Annotated in this window: 16 protein-coding genes; 11 read left to right on the forward strand and 5 right to left on the reverse strand. The window is 44.6% G+C overall.

Annotated features, from left to right (window positions below; all coding sequences use genetic code 11):
- Window positions 1–212 precede the first annotated feature (212 nt).
- Window positions 213–1,355 (forward strand): aromatic amino acid transport family protein, encoded by a 1,143-nt coding sequence (locus tag ITG10_RS14530; protein ID WP_017631851.1) that lies wholly within the window; start codon window positions 213–215, stop codon window positions 1,353–1,355.
- A gap of 121 nt (window positions 1,356–1,476) precedes the next feature.
- On the opposite strand, the gene ITG10_RS14535 is transcribed toward ITG10_RS14530, so the two are convergent.
- The 3 genes from ITG10_RS14535 to ITG10_RS14545 form a co-directional block, all read right to left on the reverse strand.
- Window positions 1,477–2,838, reverse strand: a complete 1,362-nt coding sequence (locus ITG10_RS14535) for an L-serine ammonia-lyase (protein ID WP_017631852.1) — start codon at window positions 2,836–2,838, stop codon at window positions 1,477–1,479.
- A gap of 120 nt (window positions 2,839–2,958) precedes the next feature.
- Window positions 2,959–4,212 (reverse strand): aromatic amino acid transport family protein, encoded by a 1,254-nt coding sequence (locus ITG10_RS14540; RefSeq protein WP_017631853.1) that lies wholly within the window; start codon window positions 4,210–4,212, stop codon window positions 2,959–2,961.
- A gap of 308 nt (window positions 4,213–4,520) precedes the next feature.
- Window positions 4,521–5,120: a CoA pyrophosphatase gene (locus ITG10_RS14545; protein WP_017631854.1), complete on the reverse strand. Its 600-nt coding sequence runs from the start codon at window positions 5,118–5,120 to the stop codon at window positions 4,521–4,523.
- Window positions 5,121–5,420: 300 nt separating this feature from the next.
- On the opposite strand from ITG10_RS14545, the gene ITG10_RS14550 reads away from it, so the two are divergent.
- Together ITG10_RS14550 and ITG10_RS14555 are read left to right on the forward strand one after the other, a co-directional pair.
- Window positions 5,421–5,963: a heme NO-binding domain-containing protein gene (locus tag ITG10_RS14550; protein ID WP_017631855.1), complete on the forward strand. Its 543-nt coding sequence runs from the start codon at window positions 5,421–5,423 to the stop codon at window positions 5,961–5,963.
- Window position 5,964: 1 nt separating this feature from the next.
- Entirely contained in the window at window positions 5,965–7,683 is a 1,719-nt protein-coding gene (locus ITG10_RS14555; protein WP_017631856.1) for an ATP-binding protein, read from the forward strand.
- 161 nt (window positions 7,684–7,844) lie between these two features.
- On the opposite strand, the gene pabB is transcribed toward ITG10_RS14555, so the two are convergent.
- Window positions 7,845–9,224: an aminodeoxychorismate synthase component I gene (gene pabB, locus ITG10_RS14560; RefSeq protein WP_017631857.1), complete on the reverse strand. Its 1,380-nt coding sequence runs from the start codon at window positions 9,222–9,224 to the stop codon at window positions 7,845–7,847.
- A gap of 254 nt (window positions 9,225–9,478) precedes the next feature.
- Between pabB and ITG10_RS14565 the strand changes: the two genes are divergently transcribed.
- The 8 genes from ITG10_RS14565 (at window position 9,479) to ITG10_RS14600 (ending at window position 17,368) form a co-directional block, all read left to right on the forward strand.
- Window positions 9,479–10,996 carry a fumarate hydratase gene (locus ITG10_RS14565; RefSeq protein ID WP_009847029.1) on the forward strand — a complete coding sequence of 506 codons (1,518 nt, stop codon included), beginning with the start codon at window positions 9,479–9,481 and terminating at the stop codon, window positions 10,994–10,996.
- Window positions 10,997–11,159: 163 nt separating this feature from the next.
- Window positions 11,160–11,345, forward strand: a complete 186-nt coding sequence (locus tag ITG10_RS14570) for a hypothetical protein (RefSeq protein WP_004734731.1) — start codon at window positions 11,160–11,162, stop codon at window positions 11,343–11,345.
- Between the two features lie 211 nt (window positions 11,346–11,556).
- Window positions 11,557–12,930, forward strand: a complete 1,374-nt coding sequence (locus ITG10_RS14575) for a YcjX family protein (protein ID WP_017631858.1) — start codon at window positions 11,557–11,559, stop codon at window positions 12,928–12,930.
- A gap of 14 nt (window positions 12,931–12,944) precedes the next feature.
- Window positions 12,945–13,997: a TIGR01620 family protein gene (locus ITG10_RS14580; protein ID WP_248386460.1), complete on the forward strand. Its 1,053-nt coding sequence runs from the start codon at window positions 12,945–12,947 to the stop codon at window positions 13,995–13,997.
- A 123-nt stretch (window positions 13,998–14,120) separates the two neighbouring features.
- On the forward strand, window positions 14,121–15,665 hold the full coding sequence (gene tyrR, locus ITG10_RS14585; RefSeq protein ID WP_017108195.1) for a transcriptional regulator TyrR: 1,545 nt from the start codon (window positions 14,121–14,123) through the stop codon (window positions 15,663–15,665).
- Window positions 15,666–15,683: 18 nt separating this feature from the next.
- The gene (rimJ, locus tag ITG10_RS14590) at window positions 15,684–16,271 is read left to right on the forward strand and encodes a ribosomal protein S5-alanine N-acetyltransferase (RefSeq protein WP_017109695.1); all 588 of its coding nucleotides are present in this window, start codon (window positions 15,684–15,686) and stop codon (window positions 16,269–16,271) included.
- A gap of 152 nt (window positions 16,272–16,423) precedes the next feature.
- Window positions 16,424–16,897, forward strand: coding sequence for a DUF2947 domain-containing protein (locus ITG10_RS14595; RefSeq protein ID WP_026084354.1), 474 nt, complete (start codon window positions 16,424–16,426; stop codon window positions 16,895–16,897).
- Window positions 16,898–17,152: 255 nt separating this feature from the next.
- On the forward strand, window positions 17,153–17,368 hold the full coding sequence (locus ITG10_RS14600) for a hypothetical protein (RefSeq protein ID WP_017108192.1): 216 nt from the start codon (window positions 17,153–17,155) through the stop codon (window positions 17,366–17,368).
- Window positions 17,369–17,540: 172 nt separating this feature from the next.
- On the opposite strand, the gene ITG10_RS14605 is transcribed toward ITG10_RS14600, so the two are convergent.
- Window positions 17,541–20,381 (reverse strand): Hsp70 family protein, encoded by a 2,841-nt coding sequence (locus ITG10_RS14605; RefSeq protein ID WP_017631861.1) that lies wholly within the window; start codon window positions 20,379–20,381, stop codon window positions 17,541–17,543.
- Window positions 20,382–20,417 lie beyond the last annotated feature (36 nt).

Consider the following 20,417-nt stretch of genomic DNA (forward strand, 5'->3'; position numbering starts at 1 on the left):
CTCACGCTTCTCGTTTTACCTCTTTTAAGACAAGTTCCCCTTTGAACGCCCTGTTCGACAACGTCTCTGCACGCTTCTTTACCGCTTATCGCTCCTATTGTTATTCGTTTTATAACTTTATTTCTATTTGAATTCCTTTGTCATCCACTTGATGCACGAAGACTCACACCTATAAAAACTAAACAAATAAGTTAAAAATAATGAATATTAAAATGATGGGTAGCTCCCTAATTATCGCTGGTACCGCTCTCGGTGCTGGTATGCTCGCGATCCCAATGGTATTAGCTCAATTCGGATTGCTTTACGGCACACTGCTGATGGTTCTGATCTGTTTCGGTACCACTTACGCCGCTCTATTACTTCTAGAAGCGACCATCAAAGCCGGTGGCGGTCTAGGGTTGAACTCTATTGCTCGAAAGACCTTGGGCAAACAAGGCCAGTTGCTTACCAACGGCCTGCTTTACGCGTTATTGATTTGCCTATTAATGGCTTACATTCTGGGTGCGGGTGACTTGCTGAGTAAGTTACTGTCTAACTTTGGTGTAGACATTACCGCAACGTCTAGCCAAGTCACATTTACCTTGCTTGCCGGTGCTGTAGTTGCAAGTGGTACAGGTGTGATTGATAAACTGAACCGCGCATTGTTCTTTGTGATGCTAGCAAGCTTGTTTGCAACTATGGCGTTTTTAGCGCCAAGCATGACGCAAGAAAACTTGATGCAGGTAACCAGTCACAATCATGTTGACCTAATCAAAACCAGTGCAATTCTGTTCACTAGCTTCGGCTTTATGGTTGTGATTCCTACCTTGGTGTCATACAACCACGAAGCGACAGACAAACAGCTGCGCAATATGGTGATTGTTGGTTCTCTGATCCCATTGGTGTGTTACTTATGCTGGTTGTTTGCGGTAGTCGGTAACCTGAGTGAAGAGCAATTCCGCAGCTTTAAGAATGTCTCTGACTTGATGGCGGCGTTTGAGGCTCAATCTCCTTGGGTAGGTAACGTGCTTTCTACCTTCACAGGTTTGGCCTTGTTGACTTCTTTCTTTGGTGTGGCAATGGCATTGTTCAACCAGAATAAAGACATGTTCAACCAAAACACAGTGGTGACTTACTGCATTAGCTTCATTCTGCCACTAGCGGGTTCATTGCTTGCAGCTGAAAAGTTCCTACAAGTGTTGAACTATGCAGGTATCATCTTAGTGTTCTTAGCTGTGTTCGTTCCTCTGGTTATGGTTCATAAGCAACGCTTTATGAAAGTAGCGGAAGACAGATACAGCGCGGAAGGTGGCAAGCCGATGATGCTTTTCTCATTGTTGTTTGGTTGCTTCTTGCTTATCTCGCAAGTGATTTAACAAAGCAATTTGGTCGGTTGAATTAATCAGTCACCAAGCTTTAGCTCTAAAAGCTTCAGATACAAAAAAAAGGAACGCATCGGCGTTCCTTTTTTATTATCGGTTTATTCATTCAGAATGATTAACAAACAACCTTAACAGCCAAACCACCTTGAGAAGTCTCACGGTATTTAGCGTTCATGTCTTTACCTGTTTCTAGCATCGTTTCGATAACTTTATCTAGAGAAACAGTAGGAGCAGAAGAACGACGAAGTGCCATACGAGCAGAGTTGATTGCTTTCACAGCAGCAATACCGTTACGCTCGATACATGGTACTTGTACTTGGCCTGCAACTGGGTCACATGTAAGACCTAGGTTGTGTTCCATGCCAATTTCCGCAGCCATACATACTTGCTCAGGGCTACCACCCATAAGCTCAGCAAGACCAGCAGCAGCCATAGAACATGCCACACCAACTTCACCCTGACAGCCAACTTCAGCACCAGAGATAGAAGCGTTACGCTTGTAAAGAGCACCGATCGCGCCAGAAGCTGCGAAGTAACGGATGTAGTCTTTCTCTGTCACTGTTTGAATGAACTTATCGTAGTAAGCCAAAACAGCAGGGATGATGCCACACGCGCCATTTGTTGGAGCCGTTACTACACGACCACCCGCAGCGTTTTCTTCGTTTACAGCAAAAGCAAACATGTTCACCCAGTCAACAACAGTCATTGGATCGTTCGTTGTTTTTTCTGAAGTGATTAGCTGTTGACGAAGTGCTGCAGCACGACGAGGTACACGCAGTGGACCAGGTAGGATACCTTCAGTATTCATACCGCGATCCATACACTCACGCATTGTTTTCCAAATGTTTGCGAAGTAAGTACGAGACTCTTCGTCTGAGTGGAAAGCCGCTTGGTTTTTCATAACCAGTGTACTGATAGAAAGACCGCTTTCTTTACACTGATTAACCAGCTCTTCAGCTGTTGTAAATTCGTAATGTGCTTTGATTGGGTTTTCTTCTTCTTTGCCGAAGTTCTCTTCGTCAACGATGAAACCGCCACCAATTGAGTAGTAAGTTTTTGAGTATGCTACTTCGTCGTCAACCCAAGCGTGAATGCTCATGCCATTCTCGTGTAGAGAAAGGTTGCTAGTATGGAAGTTCATACCGCCATCGCGTGGGAACGATACTGTATGACAGTGCATGCCAACAGGAAGGCGCTCAGTTTCTTCTACGCGAGCAATGAAGCCAGCAATAGAATCGATATCAACACGCTCAGGAGTATTGCCAGCAAGACCCATGATGATTGCGATATCTGTGTGGTGACCTTTCCCTGTCAGTGATAGTGATCCATATACGTCCACGGTGATTTTAGTGATGTCGCGCAATTTTCCCATTGAACGTAGGTCATCAATAAATTCTTTACCCGCTTTCATTGGTCCAACTGTGTGTGAGCTCGATGGACCAACACCGATTTTATAGATATCAAATACACTAATCATAGCGATTACCTCAAAAAGAGAGCCTCCCAAGGGGAGTAGGGAGGCTCATTTATTATCATTATATTTTGTGTCTAATCTCGCGATATAAGATGAAAGTCATCTTATAAAAAGTGCTTAAGATTAAAGAGCGCCGTAGATTACAGAACTAATAGCCGCTAGACCACATAAAGCTGTAAAGATTTGTACAGGTGCTGAAGTTTTGTACTTAGCCATTGCTGGTACTTTTTGCATCGCGAATACAGGCATAAGGAACAGGATAGCTGCAATCATTGGAGCACCCATTGTTTCAATCATACCTAGGATGCTTGGGTTAACTACCGCAACAATCCAAGTTGTAACAACGATGAACGCTAGAGATGCTTTTTCGATAGTGCTTACTGAAGAACCAGAGCGAGACTTGATTAGACCAACAAGACCTTCGTGAGCACCTAGGAAGTGACCGAAGTAGCTTGAAGTAATCGCTGCGAACGCTACTAGAGGACCCATGTAAGAGATAAGTGGAGACTCATGTACGTTTGCTAGGTAAGAAAGAACAGAGATGTTCTGTGCTTGTGCTGTTGCTAGTTGCTCTGGAGATAGAGAAAGAACTACAGAGAATACGAAGAACATTACAAAACCCATCAGCATCATTGCTGCGCCGCCAGTGATAGCGTCAGTTTTCTTAACTGCGTTTTCACCGTATACACGACGTTGCTCTTTAGAGAACTGTGAAATGATTGGGCTGTGGTTGAAAGAGAACACGATGATAGGAATTGCAAGCCAGATAATAGAAGGCATTGTTGACCATTCTGGGCTAACTTCCATCATTGAAGTGTTCCAGTCAGGAACTAGGTAGAAAGATAGTGCTAGTAGGATGAATACTAGTGGGTAAACCATCGCTGACGTTGCTTTAAGCATCAGCTCTTTACCGAATACAACACCCGCTGTCATAGCAAGGATAAGTGCACCAGAAAGAAGAGGACGTGGAATAGATTCCATACCCATTTGGTTTATTAGGAAAGAATCAACTGTGTTTGTGATACCAACACCGTAGATAAGAACGATTGGGTAGATAGCGAAGAAGTAAGCGAAAGTAATAATGTTTGCGCCAGTCTTACCGAAGTGTTCTTCAACTGTATCTGTAATATCTGCTTCAGGGTTTTTAGCTGACAGTACAAAACGAGCTAGAGATTTGTGTGCGAACCAAGTCATTGGTGCCGCGATTAGAGCTAAGATAACTAATGGCCAAAAACCACCCGCACCAGCTTTGATTGGAAGAAATAGTACACCAGCACCAACTGCTGTACCGAATAGTGATAAACACCAGGTAAAATCTTTATAGTTAAACTTGCTTGAATCTTTAACGGCATTCGCCGAAGAAGTTGTTGTGTTCATGTTAAATTACTCATTTTTTGGGAACAGGAAATAAGTCGGGGCTAATTCTGCAGAATTTTCGTCTGCAAAAAATAGATCTAAATCATGTAATGAAACGGCGTGTCACATGATATGCGAAAAACGGATTTTTGATCACGAAAATAGCGTGCCACAGGTGATTTATGTTTATGCTTGGTATTAGTTTTTTTATGCGAAAGGGCGGGTTGTATAGATCTATAGCAGGTAAACGTTTGCGTAAAATTGCATTAATAATTCTGTTCCATACAAAGCTTGCGATTTGTTAACAGAGATTAAACAAAACGCAGTTGCTATGTAACTTGTTGCACTACATGCTGCTGCAATGATTGGATAATTTGAGCCGTAACGCCCCAAATTAGGTGCTCTTGGAAGGGCATGGCAAAAACGCGATGCTTGATTTGTTTAAAGTTGACCATATGGCTGTGTAATTTCGCTTGGTCTAAAACATAAGTGGCAGGAACCTCAAAAATAGAGGCCACTTCGTTCTCATCGATGATGGGTTTATAGTCAGGATCAACTAATGCGACAATCGGCGTAACAGAAAATTTACTAATGGTACTCAAGGCGGGTAATTGCCCAACAATTTTAACTTGATCCGATCGAATCCCCACCTCTTCATGGAGCTCTCTAAGTGCAGTAAATTGCATAGAAGGGTCAGAAAGTTCGTGTTTGCCACCTGGAAAGCTAACTTGGCCGGGGTGATGTTTTAAGTGAGCGGCTCTTTTAGTAAAAATGACATGTAAACCATCTTCTCTTTCAACTAAACCGACCACTACTGCTGCTTTGCGCAATTGTTCGCCACTGATGTGCGACACACGCTCCACTGACTCAGGGTGATAACCAACAGTAGAGTTAAGTTGGAATTGTTGAAGGAAGCTTTCTTTATTCATATCAAGCCAATATATTGATTATTATGATTTTAAGTATAGACATAATCGTGGGTTGATTACCAATGTTGAGTTTTAGTTGATTTGCTTTCCTTTTTTCTGCGAATTAAGCGCCATGAGCGGCTGTTTACCGATGAAGCTCCTTAAAATGGTGAATTTGTCGTCGTTCAATATGTGCATATAGGCGAGTAAGCGTTACCCGTGTCATAAAATTGGGTGACGAAACGTATATTTTTTGTTTAAAAATTTGATAACAATAACTTAGTGGACCATTCTAAAAAGAAATAGAAGAAAAGGTATGAAATGAAAGGAATCATATTCACCGAATTTTTAGAACTTGTTGAAGATAAGTTTGGTTTAGAGCTTTTGGAAGAAGTGTTGGAAATGTCTGAGGACGAGGGGATCTATACGTCTGTAGGTAGTTACGATCATAAAGACCTTGTGAAACTCATTATCAATTTAAGTAAGAAAACCGATATCGATGCAGCCAGTTTACAACGTGTATTCGGGCAATCGGTATTTAAGAACCTGTTGGCTTCGTTACCCAACAAATCCAGCCTCGCGCATAGCAATACCACCCTCCAATTTATTCAGCACGTAGAGCGTTACATTCATGTTGAAGTGAAAAAATTGTACCCAGATGCTGAGCCACCAGAATTTAGCTTTATTACTACGACCGAAGCGCAGTTGGTCTTTGACTATAAAAGCGCGAGGTGTATGTCTCATGTTTGCTTAGGGCTCATCGAGGGATGTGCGGATTACCACGGTGAAACTATTGCCGTAGAAATGACTCCTCAAAATGATGACCAAAGTGTGGTTCGATTTAATCTCAAAGTAGAAAAGTGATATGACGCCGGCCTCTGCCCTAGAGAAGAAGCTTAATCGCCAGATAGCAGCAAGAAAAGAAGCTGAGAAGTTGTTGGAGCAAAAAAGCCTTGAGCTCTTTGAGGCGAACCAACAGCTAGAGATTGCTTTGCGCCAATTAGAAAAGCGCTCCAATGCGAACATACGTCGTATTGAGTTTCAGCAACAAATCGACAACTTGTTGATTGATTTCGGACGCGCTTTCCTTAGAAATGACCTAAACGATGTCATGCTTTCGGAGCTGACGACCAATGTGACAAACAGTTATCTGATTGAAGCCAGTCGGTTAATACTTCCCCCTAAGCTGCTTCCTCAACTCCAAGCTAACGATTACGGTGATGATACGGTAGAAGCTCTCGACCAAGACATACAAGAACCGCTTTGGAATGGTGAGGTACTGACTGTGCCTTTAGAAGTTGAGAAGGTGATAGTTGGAACGCTGATCGTGAGAGTGCGTCTACTCGACCAAGATTACGAATTTATTCAGAGCCAATTACTATTGGTTACAGACCTAATTTGTAGTGCATTAACCCATCAGCTTGCGATTAACCGTAATATTGAATCGCGCCAAAGAGCAGAAGAGTCTGAAAGGGCGACTCGCGACTTTGTGGCAATGATAAACCATGAATTACGTACGCCACTCAACGGCTTGTTGGGCAGCGCCGAATTGATCAGCGACACCGAACTGAGCAGTTCTCAGCGTGAGATAGTGAATAACCTGAGCCAATCTGGTGAGTTTCTCAGAACCATCATTAACGACCTACTCGATTACAGCAAAATTAATGCTGGGATGTTGGAGTTGATTCCCAAGAAATTTGCGCTGCGTGATCTACGAAATACGATTGAAAGTATCTTCGTCAATCGAGCAATAGAAAAGCAGCTTGAATTTAATATCAGTGTCGCATCAAACGTTCCCTCACATTTCCAAGGCGATTTAGAACGCATCACACAGCTGTTTGTAAACCTAATCGGAAATGCGATTAAATTTACTGATAAAGGGCACGTGAACGTAGATATCGAGTCGGACAACAACCACTTCGTTTTTTCTGTGGAAGACACCGGAGTAGGGATTGCTGAATCGGCGCATAAGACGCTGTTTGAACCTTTTACGCAGGCAGATAACTCAAGTAGCCGAAACTATGAGGGCACCGGGCTTGGGTTAGCGATTTGTCGCAAACTGGTGGCTCTGATGAATGGCGATATTGGGGTGACCAGTGTTGTTGGTTCAGGCACGACGTTTACCATCTCGATTCCACTTCAAGTTGTCGATGTTCCGGCAGAGAGTGATAGTGTCGCCAAGGGCTTTGAGTCTGAGGCGGAATTGTCACTACTTAAAGTGCTGGTGGTTGATGATATTAAGATGAACCAGATCATCATCCAGCAAATGCTTCGTAAACATGAGATTGAACCGGCTATCGCAAGTAATGGTGTCGAAGGGTTTGAGCTCGCGTCAGACAACGAATACGACATTGTATTCATGGATTGCAGAATGCCTGTTATGGACGGGTTTGAAGCAACAGAGAAGCTAAGAGAGAAGGGTTACGTTAAATCTATTGTGGCTCTGACCGCCGGAACGACACTTGAAGAACGCGAACGTTGTATTCAGTGTGGGATGGATGACATTTTGAGTAAACCTTACACCGCCAACGATCTGAAAGAGATGCTTAAGAAGTGGGGTGTCTCTGCGGTGAAGGTCGCTTAAACACGCTAATAATGCGTTGTGAGCAATGCACTCTAGTTCAAAGACTAAAAAACCGAAGGATCTTACGAGCCTTCGGTTTCTTCTTATATAGAGCTTTTGCTGAGCGTTAAGCCGCAGAGCTCGTCATTAAGTAGCGGAACTCGCAGTTAATGACGCTAGGTTTAGCAATCTTCAAGTACCGGTAGAATTCGACTCAGCTTATCCAGAGTTTCTTGGTATTCAGAAGCACAATCACTATCAAATACCACACCACCACCAGCCCATGCATAAAGCGTATTGTTCTCGGCGACTAAGGTACGAATGGTAATACTGGTATCCATTCTGCCATTTCGGCTGATGTAACCAATACTGCCGCAGTACGCTGAACGTCGATGCGGTTCTAACTCTTCAATGATCTGCATCGCGCGAACTTTTGGTGCGCCAGTAATCGACCCTCCAGGGAAACACGCTCTTAGAAGGTCAGTCGCAGAATATTGCTCATCAAGGTCTGCTCTGATCGTGCTTACTAAGTGGTGCACGGCAGGGAAGCTCTCAATATCGAACAACTTTGGTACATGCACCGTTCCCGGTTTGGCAACTCGGCCAATGTCATTACGAAGTAGGTCGACGATCATCAGGTTCTCCGCCTGATCTTTATCGGCGCTTGCTAGGTCCCGCGCGTTAGCATCATCAATCATCGGGTCGTCAGAACGAGGGCGTGTGCCTTTGATTGGCTTGGTTTCAATGACGTTGTCTTTGAGTTCTAAGAATCGCTCTGGCGAAACACTGATGATTGCGCAGTCGGCCAAACGGATGAAACCAGAAAAGGGCGCTGAGTTGTACTGTTCTAACTTGTCATAAGCCAGCCATTCACTGCCTTGGTATTGGGCATTGAAGCGCTGAGCTAAGTTAATCTGATAGCAGTCGCCGGATAACAGGTACTCTTGAACACTATCGAACTTAGTGGCGTAGCTCGCTTCGCTCATATTGGATTTCCACGGTGTGGTTAATCCAAAGGGCGGATGTGTTAGGTGTGATTGAGCCATTTGTTGCATCAGCCAATCATGATGTTCGTCGATATTGCTGCCGACAATACACGCCGTTTTCAGTTGGTGATCAACGATTACAGCCCATTCATACAAGCCAACTGCCATGTCAGGTGCTTCAATATCACGCTTTGCGAGTGATGGAAGTGTTTCGACTCTGCGCCCTAAATCATAGCTAAAATAGCCTAAAGCGCCGCCAACGAATGGCAACTCAGTGTGCTCTTTAGTCGCAGGCAATAATTGCTGCTGATATTGGTCGAGTAGTTCGAAAGGATCGGAGTCTGAAACCTCGCACGTCTCATTAACATTAACGGTCGTTTTTGCACCGATTGTCTCGAAGGTGGCGATGGGTTGAGCAACTAAAATATCGTATCGACTATCAACGTGGCTTTCTGAAGCGGAGCGTAATAGCATTGCCCACGGCAGGTTTTCAATATGGGAAAACAGCTGTTTAGCTAAAGTTGATTGATATTCAAGCGGCTTGATTTGGATAGAGCGAAATTCGTTGTTATTCATTTGTTTAATTTGTGACAAAGAGTTCGATCACTGCATGGCGTGTGAGAGGAAGCAAGAGTATCATAAATTGAAAATAAAATGGGTTCTTGATTAGAACGGTGCAAACCACATGGTTTAGTTTAAAGCTATGCAAGCGATTGCTAAAGCAACTAAATACAGCTCAACATAATAAAAAGCTAAGCCAACTAATCCGGTTAGACAAAAACAGTCTAACCAAGACCCCACATGGAACCAGAACAATAAAGAGGCATGCAATGACGGTTATTCGTAAGCAAGATGTGATCAGCAGTGTCGCTGACGCACTTCAGTACATTTCTTATTATCACCCTTTAGACTTTGTCCAAGCCCTAGAAAAAGCGTACGAGAAAGAAGAGAGCCAAGCAGCAAAAGATGCTATCGCTCAGATTCTTATCAACTCGCGTATGTCTGCAGAAGGGCATCGTCCAATTTGTCAGGATACGGGTATTGTTACTTGTTTCGTGAACATCGGTATGGATGTTAGGTGGGAAACGGATCAAACAGTACAACAGATGGTTGATGAAGGCGTTCGTCAAGCTTACAACAACCCAGATAACCCATTGCGTGCATCTGTCCTAATGGACCCTGCAGGTAAGCGTATTAATACCAAAGACAACACACCAGCGGTTGTTCACATTAATATGGTTCCTGGCAACAAAGTTGAAATTCAAATCGCAGCAAAAGGCGGCGGTTCTGAGAACAAAACCAAGATGGTTATGCTAAACCCTTCTGATGATATTGCAGAATGGGTAGAGAAGACGCTACCAACAATGGGTGCGGGTTGGTGTCCACCTGGCATGCTAGGCATAGGTATTGGCGGTACGGCAGAGAAAGCCGCAGTACTAGCAAAAGAATCTCTGATGGAACACATCGATATTCAGGAGCTTATCGACAAAGGTCCAGAGAACGCTGAAGAAGAGCTTCGTTTAGATATCTTCAACCGTGTAAACAAACTGGGTATTGGCGCACAAGGTCTTGGCGGTCTAACAACTGTGGTTGACGTGAAAATCAAAACCGCGCCAACGCACGCAGCCTCTAAGCCTGTTTGCTTGATCCCGAACTGTGCAGCAACACGTCACGTACATTTCACGTTAGATGGCAGCGGCCCAGCAGAGCTAACACCACCTAAGTTAGAAGAGTGGCCAGATATTACTTGGGAAGCAGGCGCGAATACACGCCGTGTTAACCTTGATGAAATTACTAAAGAAGACGTTCAAGAGTGGAAGACCGGCGAAACGGTTCTTCTATCAGGCAAGATCTTAACCGGTCGTGATGCAGCGCATAAGCGTATTCAAGGCATGCTTGAAAGTGGTGAAGGTTTACCAGAAGGTGTCGACCTGAAAGGTAAGTTCATTTACTACGTAGGCCCTGTTGATGCAGTAGGCGATGAAGCGGTAGGTCCTGCTGGCCCAACAACGTCTACTCGTATGGATAAGTTCACCGACATGATGCTAGAAGAAACCGGCATTATGGGCATGATTGGTAAAGCAGAGCGCGGCCCTGCAACGGTTGAGTCAATCAAACAACATAAATCGGTTTACCTGATGGCGGTTGGTGGTGCAGCTTATTTAGTGGCTAAAGCCATTAAAAAAGCACGTGTGGTCGCGTTTGAAGATCTCGGTATGGAAGCGATTTACGAGTTTGAAGTTGAAGATATGCCGGTAACGGTTGCGGTTGACTCTAACGGCGTGAACGCGCACCAGATCGGCCCTGACACGTGGAAAGTGAAAATTGCTGAAGCTGAAAAAGCATAATTTACCGAAGTCAAAAGTCGTAACAGGCGCTAGCTTCAGCGTTTGAATTGCAATTCTTGACAGAAAGTTGAAGACAAAAGTGCAGCATTATTTGCACTTTTGTCTTATTATCAATGATATAGTGATGAACACATAGTTTGATATAAGAACATAGGAGAGAGGAATGCCTCGTTTTATTCAGATCCTACAGATTATCTTGGCAGTGGTGATTGGTGCTTTTGTTGGTTACGACCTGATCTTGAAAGGGATCAGTATCTTTGATAATAAATACGTGACGATTACTTGTGCGCTTTGGCTAATTGCAGAGATTGCACTGTTTGTTATCTACAAGTTGATTGAAGACGATTAAGAGTCGAATATCGCAGAAAAATTCTAAAGCCCCTGATTATGAATGTAGTCAGGGGCTTTTATTCATCTAGCATTAAGAATGGGTATTGCATACTCACCACTATTAGTAAAAGAACAAGCAAAAGCATACAAACTATCCCAACTGGGAAAGAACATAGGCTTGCCTCTCTATTATAATAATCAGCTAGCCTAACTATCACGGAGTCGTTCAAATGAAACACCTAACTCAAGAAATGAGTGACTTTATAAGCAGAGGAACGGATTCTCACATTCGAGTAGCGGTCACGGGGCTTTCTCGTGCGGGTAAGACAGCCTTCATTACTTCGCTGGTTAATCAGCTTCTTCATACGTCTACCCACAAAAATCTGCCTCTACTTGCATCGGCGAGAGACGGAAGAATTATTGGCGCTAAGCGCATCCCGCAACACAACATGATGATCCCACGCTTCTCTTATGATGAAGCGATGGAATCTTTGAATGCGCAGCCACCAGAATGGCCAGTACCGACACGCGATGTTAGTGAGATTCGTCTAGCCATCAAATATAAGCCAGCTAAAGGCGCAAAGAAGCTGTTGAGTAAAAACAGCACCCTTTACCTCGATATTGTCGATTATCCGGGTGAGTGGCTACTTGATTTACCTTTGCTAGATATGGACTTTGATACTTGGAGCCAATCCCAATTCGCCGCGTTGAAAGGCGACAGAGAAACCTACTCGCAACAGTGGAACGCAATGCGTGGTGACATTGACTTGCTAGCCGAAGCCGACGAAAAGAAACTGGTCGCGATTGCCGATAGCTATACTCAGTACCTTCATACTTGTAAGGATAACGGATTGCACTGGGTACAGCCGGGTCGATTCGTATTGCCGGGTGAGCTTGAAGGTGCGCCTGTGCTGCAATTCTTCCCGTGTACTGCGCCCGAGGGTAAATTCTCGAAAACCAGCAACTATGCAGTGCTAAAAGCTCGTTATGAAGAGTACCAACAGAAGGTCGTAAAGGCGTTCTATAAGAATCACTTCGCGACATTCGATAGACAAATCGTGCTGGTGGATTGCTTACAACCACTTAACGCAGGCTATGACTCTTTCATGGACATGCGTGGTGCGTTAGAACAGTTATTGAAGAGCTTTAAGTACGGGCGAAGCAATATGCTAAGACGCTTGTTTGCACCGAAGATCGACAAGATTTTGTTTGCAGCCACCAAAGCTGACCATGTGACACCGGATCAACATCCGAACTTGGTATCACTGTTACAGCAGATGGTACACCCTGCTTGGCAACAGGCGGCGTTTGAACATATCGACATGAGTTGTATGAGCATCGCGTCTATTCAAGCGACCAGTGCGGGATATATCTCGTCGGGTTCAGACAATGTTCCAGCACTGCAAGGTGTCACTTTAAACAACGAGCCTCAAACCATGTATCCGGGTGAGGTGCCGCGCAAACTGCCGAACAAACAGTATTGGGAAACCAACCAGTTTGATTTCACTAGCTTTAGGCCAATGGAACAACACTCCGATGAGCCTTGTCAGCATCTGAGAGTCGACAAGGTTTTAGAGTATCTCATTGGCGATAAGTTGAAGTAATTGAGGTAATCAAAATGAGTGAATTGAAAACAAAACAGGTCTTTGATGAACCGTTGAAGACCTCGTTCGATGAGCCGGATAAAAATGAAGTTACCCCAGACTTGGGTGCCCAACAGCTATTCACGGAACAAGAGAAGTTTGTGCCCGTCGCGCCACAAGTGGAAGTAGACCTAGATGGTGACGCTGAGCTGCAATTGGAACAAGTGATTCGACCGAGCAAAAAGAAGAAGTGGTTTGGAACGGGTTTATTGGTCGCTTTCTCTGGCTTAGTTGGCTGGCAGGCAATTGATTCGGTTATTACCGCGATTCAAACGGCCGATTGGCTGGCGTTAGGTTGGGCAGGCTTTATTGCTGCAATTGCTTCATTGGGTTTAGGCGCAATAGGCAAAGAGCTGTGGAAACTCCGCTCACTTAAAGATCACTTTAGTGTACAAGAGCAGAGTGAAGAGCTACTCCAAAGCCAAAGTGTCGGCAAGGGTAAAGCATTCTGTGAAAATATCGCGAAGCAGGGCGGGATTATTGCCGAGTCCCCTTCGTATGATAAGTGGCGAAACAGCATTAACCCAGCACACAGCGATGCTGAAGTGTTGGACATGTATGATGCTCTGGTTGTCGCTCGACAAGACAAAGTGGCGACTCAAATTGTCACTAAGTTCTCGACTGAATCGGCGGCTTTGGTCGCGGTGAGTCCGTTGGCTGCTGCTGATATGTTGCTGGTGGCATGGCGTAATTTCACTATGATAGATAAGCTTGCCGACGTCTATGGTATTGAGCTTGGTTACTGGTCTCGCATTAAGTTGTTCAAGTTGGTGTTAATCAACATGGCTGCGGCAGGGGCGAGTGAGCTGGCGATTGATGCGAGTATGGACTTAGTCTCGATGGATCTTGCGGGTAAAGTCTCAGCTCGAGCAGGGCAGGGTCTTGGTGTTGGTATTCTTACTGCACGACTTGGTCTGAAAGCCATGTCATTGCTTCGACCTATGCCTTGGCACAATGACCGAAAAGTAAAACTATCAGACCTCCGCAAAGCCGTCCTTTCTGAAATAAAGCGTATCACTCTCAAATAAAGCATTGAAAGCTCAATAGTTTGAGAAGAAGAGTAAACATATGTTTACTCTTCTTCTTGACTGAACTCAGAGCTTAATCCACACTACTGTCAACTTATCCTGACACCTATAATAGGACTATTTGTGCGTCTTGAAGTATTGTGTGAAGACAGACTCGGCTTAACGCGTGAGTTGCTCGATATCTTGGCCTCAAAAAGCATTGATTTAAGAGGAATCGAAATTGATGTTAAAGGCATTATTTACCTAAATTGCCCTGATATTAATTTTGATGCTTTTAGTGAACTTATGGCTGAAATTCGCCGAATTTCAGGTGTGAAGGATGTACGTAAAATCCAATTTATGCCGAGCGAAAGGCATAATACCGAGCTGATTGCTCTGCTGGCTAACCTGCCAGACCCCGTGATTGCGATTGACCTTAAAGGCTCAGTCGACATGGCGAACCACGCTGCATTGAACCTATTCGGCAAGCAAGAAGACGAAGTCATCGGTGAGCCGCTAGCGACGTTTGTGCCTAGCTTTAATTTTGCTCGTTGGATCGAAGGCGATGTAACGCGCCATCGTGAAGTCGTGGTGCTGGAAGGCTTGGACTTCTCTATCGAGATACTGCCGATTTATCTTGGCGGTGACGTTAACGAAGCGGTACTGGCGAGCGCAGTAATGACGATTCGTTCTTGTAATCAAGAGATGAACTCACCAGATTCAATCCCTGAACAGAACAACCTAGGTTTTGAACACTTTGTTGGTGTCTCTAATCGCCATAAAGCCTTGATCAGCCAAGCTAAGAAATTGGCTATGCTGGATCAGCCTCTACTTATTGAAGGGGACACAGGTACGGGCAAAGAGATGTTGGCTAAAGCGTGTCATAACCGTTCGAACCGAGCGTCTTTTCCATTCTTGATTTTAAGCTGTGCATCAATGCCTGATGATGTGGCTGAAACTGAGCTGTTTGGTCATGCACCGGGTTCATTTAACCATGAACAAGGTCATAAAGGCATTTTCGAACAAGCGAATGGCGGTACGGTATTTTTAGATGAGATCGGCGAGATGAGCCCGCATCTACAAATCAAACTGTTGCGTTTCCTACAAGATGGTTCATTCCGACGCGTGGGCGAAGAAGAAGAGATGCACGCCGATGTGCGTATTATCGCGTCAACACGTCATCGTCTTTCTGAATTAGCTGACTCTGGTTCATTCCGTGAAGATCTGTTCTACCGTTTAAACGTTTTGACTCTGTCTATTCCGGCACTGCGTGAACGCTCAAACGACGTAGCGCCTTTGTTGGAACTGTTTGTTGCTAAATACGCACAGCAATTGGGCATGTTAAAACCAAAACTGACGGTAGAACTTATCGATCAGTTAGGGAACTACCAATGGCCGGGCAACATCCGTCAACTTGATAACATGGTGCTGCGTGCATTGACTGAGCTGGATTCAGACACGTTAACCGTTGAGCAATTCCACTTGCCTCAACTAGAAACTATGACAGCTGGTATGGCGAACTTAAGTCTAGACGGTTCACTCGATGAAATCATGAAAGACTACGAGTCGCAGATTCTAGAGAAGCTGTATCAGTCGTTCCCATCGAGCCGTAAGTTAGCAAAACGTCTGAATGTTTCTCACACCTCAATTGCGAACAAACTTCGCGATTACGGTATCAGAAAGAACTGATCGAATAAGAACATGATTATGGAAGATTTGAGCACACCAGAACGCATTTATAAGCGCGATGGAAACCTGATTCTACGCACCGCAGAGATAGACGATGCGAATATGATCAGTGATTACTTTCAAACTAACCGAGAGTACCTTAAGCCTTGGGAACCAATTCGTGAAGATGTGTTTTTTGATAGAACGGGTTGGGCGCAGCGCCTGATTAAGCTAAATGAGCTTCATAAAATGGGGCTAGGTTATTACTGTTTGCTTGTTAATGATGACACTAACGAAATGTTGGGCACCATTTCATTCAGCAATCTGTCTCGATTCCCTTTCTATGCGTGTAACGTGGGCTATTCGCTTGCTGAAAGTGCACAAGGCCACGGTTACATGCGCAGAGGCTTAAGCATGGCAAAGGACTATATGTTTGATGTTCAGAACATGCATCGTTTGATGGCGGGTTATATGCCTCATAATGAGCGTAGCGCTGGTGTATTGGAACATTTAGGTTTTGTTCGTGAAGGCTTTGCCAAAGATTATTTGCAGATCAACGGTAAATGGGAAGACCATATACTGACTGCGCTAGTTAACCCGAACTGGGAAGATAGACGCGCTGTTTAGATACTAATAGTCATTAGGCGTAAGTATCAATTAAACGTAAATACAGATTTAGAGGCAGTGACGAACATAGATAAAATGAAACCGTCACTGTATCAAAAAGAGCATATAGGCATGGTAATCCATAAGCCTAAGAAGAAATTTGAGGAATTTTGATGTCATATACAACTTTGGACGAATACCAAAGAAAATGGATTTTTACTCACCAGTCGATGCCATTACCGGCAGAGGACTTGGAAAAGATTAAGCCAATGACACAGGCAAGGGCGTCTCAGTTTTGGAAAGAGAACGTAAGCCCTCAAAGCCCGGACGCAGAAAGACTAAGTTCACAAGACTGGCCAAGCAAGGCATCCAACTGGAACGAAGAGATCAGCTGGATGGCAAATTGGGAAGCCGATGAGCCTGAAATGCCAGAAGAGATCCTTAACTTCATTGATTGGCAAGATGACGTAACTGTTTATTTTTGTTATGAAAAATATAACATTCTCGAAACTAAATGGTCAGTTTTTAAGAAACACTGGAAGAACTTTTTGTTCTACGATGATGGCCCAATTTTACTAGGTCGCCGTCGTTCAGAAGCTCTTTGGTTTGCAACAAACGGCACCGTTAAAATTGGTAGCCGAGCTTAAGTAATACATTATTTATTTAAGTCGATGTTGTACGAACGATCGATAAAAAGCGAGCTCTGAGCTCGCTTTTTTGTACCTAAAGATCGTCGAAGATCATTGGTAAATACATGTTATTTGAAGTCGATTTCTGATGAGGGTTTTCGTTAGCTCAGAGTGGGTAATTTTCGAAATTGAGATCGCTATCTCATTGGCTTAGTTGAAGTTTTGTGGGTTTGGTTTATCTTTATAGTACTGCCTTAGTGGAGGTGAAGTATTATGATTTGGGATACTCTCGAACGTGTAAATAAACTTCGCAAGGAAGCAATGGAGGATCCGGATTTTCTGGATTCGGCAAAAATGCATGAGCAATGGCTTTTAAGCGAAACTCATAATCAATCTAAGAATGGAGAGAAAGAGAAGAAACCGAAAAAGTTATCAGACATCTATGAAAACACTGAATTTCCTATTAACCCAACCGGAACGAAACATTAATAATGATTAACTGCAACACGGCTAAGGCTCTTAACCCAAAAGCTATAAGTCGATTAAACATACCAGCCTTAAGCCAGCAATAAAAAAGCCACTTTCAACGAACCGAAAGTGGCTTTTTCTTTTCTCGTTAGCTTCTTTACTCGTTAACAACTAAAGCTAATCGTTTTAAATGCTAACTATTGATCAGGCTTAAGCCGCTTGGTAATGCATCACCAAACACGCGCTTAGACTCGCTCTCAGAAAGCTCAGTAACTTCACTTACTAGCGTTAGCCAAGACTCTGGCACCTTGCTTTGCTTTAACTTTTCAAGAACTTGAGCACGGTAGTCATCAGAGATATCGAACTGACGGTCACCCGTCTTACGACAAATCATTACAGCCGCGAAGGCAATCATCTGCTCTTTCTGCCAATTCTGGTCAAGCAGCTTTGGTAACCACTGTTCTGCTTGCTCTCTTGGAATGACGCTGTGTTGGCTTCCGTACAAAGGTGTGCGAGACGCTAAGCGACCGAGAGTCCACCAGTGAGCTTGTTCGAACTGATTATGGTTAATTGCTTTGCTTAAGAACCAAGTCGCTAATAGAAGCTTGTCTTCCACTTCAAGTTGCTCAAGTGATGCTGCCAATCGCACCATGGCTTCATAACCATTGTCTTGTGCATCTTTAGCCGTTTTAGGGTTCTTCATTGCACCTGGGTGAAGGTACTTCGCGATATCAGCCAAGATGGTCTCTTGCTGCTCTTGATTCAGGCCACCCGCAACACGGCGCCAGAATACCCACCAATCTGTCCAACCTTGATGGTTCTGGAATTGGATGTTTTGTTGGTATAGCCCCCAAATTTGTTCAATACGCCATGAGTCGGTTGGATCACCAAAGCCAGGTCGCATAGAGTAACCCGCTAAACGCAGCCAGTTTTTCTCGTGTGCTTCAGAGCGACGACGGCGTTTACGCCCTAGTGAGAACGAATCAAACAGGTGACGGAGAGTAGTAAAGTCCCACTCTTCGCGCTTACCAAGTCGTATCTCAAGATCTTTGGCAAGCGTTTTGATCTCTTTAGATTCCGCACTTTTCTTGTTGCCGCTGTACAGGCGAGAAATCAACTCCTTACATTCGTCCAGTCTTGGATGAAGTTTAGAGTTATCGGATTCATCGCTTTGCTTGTTTCTGACTTCGAACTCAAGCAACCAACGCTTAGTGTCATCTTCCGTACTCACACATTCCATTTTCAATGTGCCGACTTCGGTTAACTGACAAGCAAGCAACACTTCAACGCGCTCTTTTTGGTTGGCCTGAAGCTCTGCAGTGCCTGATCCTTCCAGCGTAGAAATATAAGGTGGAAGAGGGGAGAACAAGTCAGCATCGACATTGACCATTACACCGTTTTGAATGGCAGTGTCATGAGCAATTTGATCGTGCGTTGAAGTCAGTAGATTGAAACGTACCGGCTCACCCAAAGTCAGTGAGAAACGACGGCTGTTCAAACGTATTTCTTGGCCTTCTTCAGTCCCTTTGGCAAGCAGACAAAGCGCTTTACCCATTTTGTTCTTTTCTTGTAGATGTAAGAAGTAAGAACGAGCCGCACCGCCACCGATTTTCAGTTGTGCACCACGACGTGCTTTACCAAAAGCTACTGCACCAAGGGCTACAGACCAGTCAGGGTGAGGGTTATCTAAGACGGTGATTGGTGCACCGTTCCAATTGCCCAGTAACTGAGTAATACGTTCAGTGACAAGCTCACTGTTGAATACACCGCCGTTGAGTAGCACACCGACAGGTATCGCTGGTTTTGTCTCATCAAATTCGACTGCGCCAGATTTCTCTAGTGCCGCTTTTGATACTTGCTGGTGTGTCGCTAGGAATTCGGCAACGTGCTTACTTACCGCAGGATCTGCTGCGTAGGGTAGGCCGAACTCAACCACCGCGCTGCGGCGTTTGTCTGGCACTTCAGTGAACTCAGAAAGTGGGAAGAAACCTTCCAGAGCAATCTGATGAACTTCTTGCTTGGTTAAACCAATACTCTTCGTACCGCCAAGCAGTTTTGAACCGCTGCCCAGCATGGTGATTTTCACATCGTCTGGCGCATTAGCAGAAAGCAGGCTCTCTTTTGCGGCGCGAGTTTGTTGAATCAGTTTGGTTAGGCTAGACGCATTCAACTTTTTGTTTTGATTAAAGCGTTGCTCTGCAAGGTGGGCAAGAGCCAAATCGAGGTTATCACCCCCGAGCATCAAGTGTTCGCCAACGCCGATACGGTCGAGTGCGAGTTCTTGGTCATCGCTATTGCTTGAGTTGAAGCTAGCTTCGATCAAACTTAAATCGGTAGTACCGCCACCAACATCACACACTAGAATCAGCGGGATCTGTTGAAGTTCATCTGCAGCGGTTTTTTGGTGACGTGCATACCAGTCATAACAAACGGCTTGAGGTTCTTCGAGCAACAGAATCTTACCTAAGCCCGCCAGTTCTGCCGCTTCGAGTGTCAGCTTACGTGCTGTCTCATCGAATGAAGCGGGAACAGTTACTACAACGTCTTGGTCTTCAAGCTTGTTGCTTGGGTTACGGTAGTTCCATGCTTGACGGATGTGGTTCAGGTAGCTTGCGCTTGCGACAACAGGAGACACCTTATCGACGTCAGTTGCGCCTGCCCAAGGCAGAATGTCGGAGTTACGATCAACCGCTTGGTGAGATAACCAGCTCTTAGCACTGGATACTTGGCGGCCTTCGACTTTTGCACCCAGTTCGCGAGCCCACTCACCAACGATGACGTTTTGAATATCGCCTTCAACCAAGCTCGGTTCCCAAGGCATGGTGAGATCGGAAGGAGAAATCTGACCTTGTGCCGGATGGTAACGAAATGATGGAAGTAGCGGCTTGCGAACCACTTCACCGGGGCCGATGAGTTGGTCAATATCGAAAAGAGAAACGGGAGCATGTTGTAGGTCGTCGTTGATTTCACAGTAGGCAACCACAGTGTTGGTTGTGCCTAAGTCAATGCCGACTAAAAAACGAGGAGATGCCATACAAAACCTTATTTTGCCAAAGTGATGACCAGTTAA

The organism is Vibrio sp. ED004 (assembly GCF_023206395.1).
Classification (GTDB): Bacteria; Pseudomonadota; Gammaproteobacteria; order Enterobacterales; family Vibrionaceae; genus Vibrio.

Excerpts from the sequence above, each read along its gene's own strand:
- ITG10_RS14530 (WP_017631851.1), top strand. The coding sequence starts at position 213 with ATGATGGGTAGCTCCCTAATTATCGCTGGTACCGCTCTCGGTGCTGGT.
- ITG10_RS14535 (WP_017631852.1), bottom strand. The coding sequence starts at position 2,838 with ATGATTAGTGTATTTGATATCTATAAAATCGGTGTTGGTCCATCGAGC.
- ITG10_RS14540 (WP_017631853.1), bottom strand. The coding sequence starts at position 4,212 with ATGAACACAACAACTTCTTCGGCGAATGCCGTTAAAGATTCAAGCAAG.
- ITG10_RS14545 (WP_017631854.1), bottom strand. The coding sequence starts at position 5,120 with ATGAATAAAGAAAGCTTCCTTCAACAATTCCAACTTAACTCTACTGTT.
- ITG10_RS14550 (WP_017631855.1), top strand. The coding sequence starts at position 5,421 with ATGAAAGGAATCATATTCACCGAATTTTTAGAACTTGTTGAAGATAAG.
- ITG10_RS14555 (WP_017631856.1), top strand. The coding sequence starts at position 5,965 with ATGACGCCGGCCTCTGCCCTAGAGAAGAAGCTTAATCGCCAGATAGCA.
- pabB (WP_017631857.1), bottom strand. The coding sequence starts at position 9,224 with ATGAATAACAACGAATTTCGCTCTATCCAAATCAAGCCGCTTGAATAT.
- ITG10_RS14565 (WP_009847029.1), top strand. The coding sequence starts at position 9,479 with ATGACGGTTATTCGTAAGCAAGATGTGATCAGCAGTGTCGCTGACGCA.
- ITG10_RS14570 (WP_004734731.1), top strand. The coding sequence starts at position 11,160 with ATGCCTCGTTTTATTCAGATCCTACAGATTATCTTGGCAGTGGTGATT.
- ITG10_RS14575 (WP_017631858.1), top strand. The coding sequence starts at position 11,557 with ATGAAACACCTAACTCAAGAAATGAGTGACTTTATAAGCAGAGGAACG.
- ITG10_RS14580 (WP_248386460.1), top strand. The coding sequence starts at position 12,945 with ATGAGTGAATTGAAAACAAAACAGGTCTTTGATGAACCGTTGAAGACC.
- rimJ (WP_017109695.1), top strand. The coding sequence starts at position 15,684 with ATGGAAGATTTGAGCACACCAGAACGCATTTATAAGCGCGATGGAAAC.
- ITG10_RS14595 (WP_026084354.1), top strand. The coding sequence starts at position 16,424 with ATGTCATATACAACTTTGGACGAATACCAAAGAAAATGGATTTTTACT.
- ITG10_RS14600 (WP_017108192.1), top strand. The coding sequence starts at position 17,153 with ATGATTTGGGATACTCTCGAACGTGTAAATAAACTTCGCAAGGAAGCA.
- ITG10_RS14605 (WP_017631861.1), bottom strand. The coding sequence starts at position 20,381 with ATGGCATCTCCTCGTTTTTTAGTCGGCATTGACTTAGGCACAACCAAC.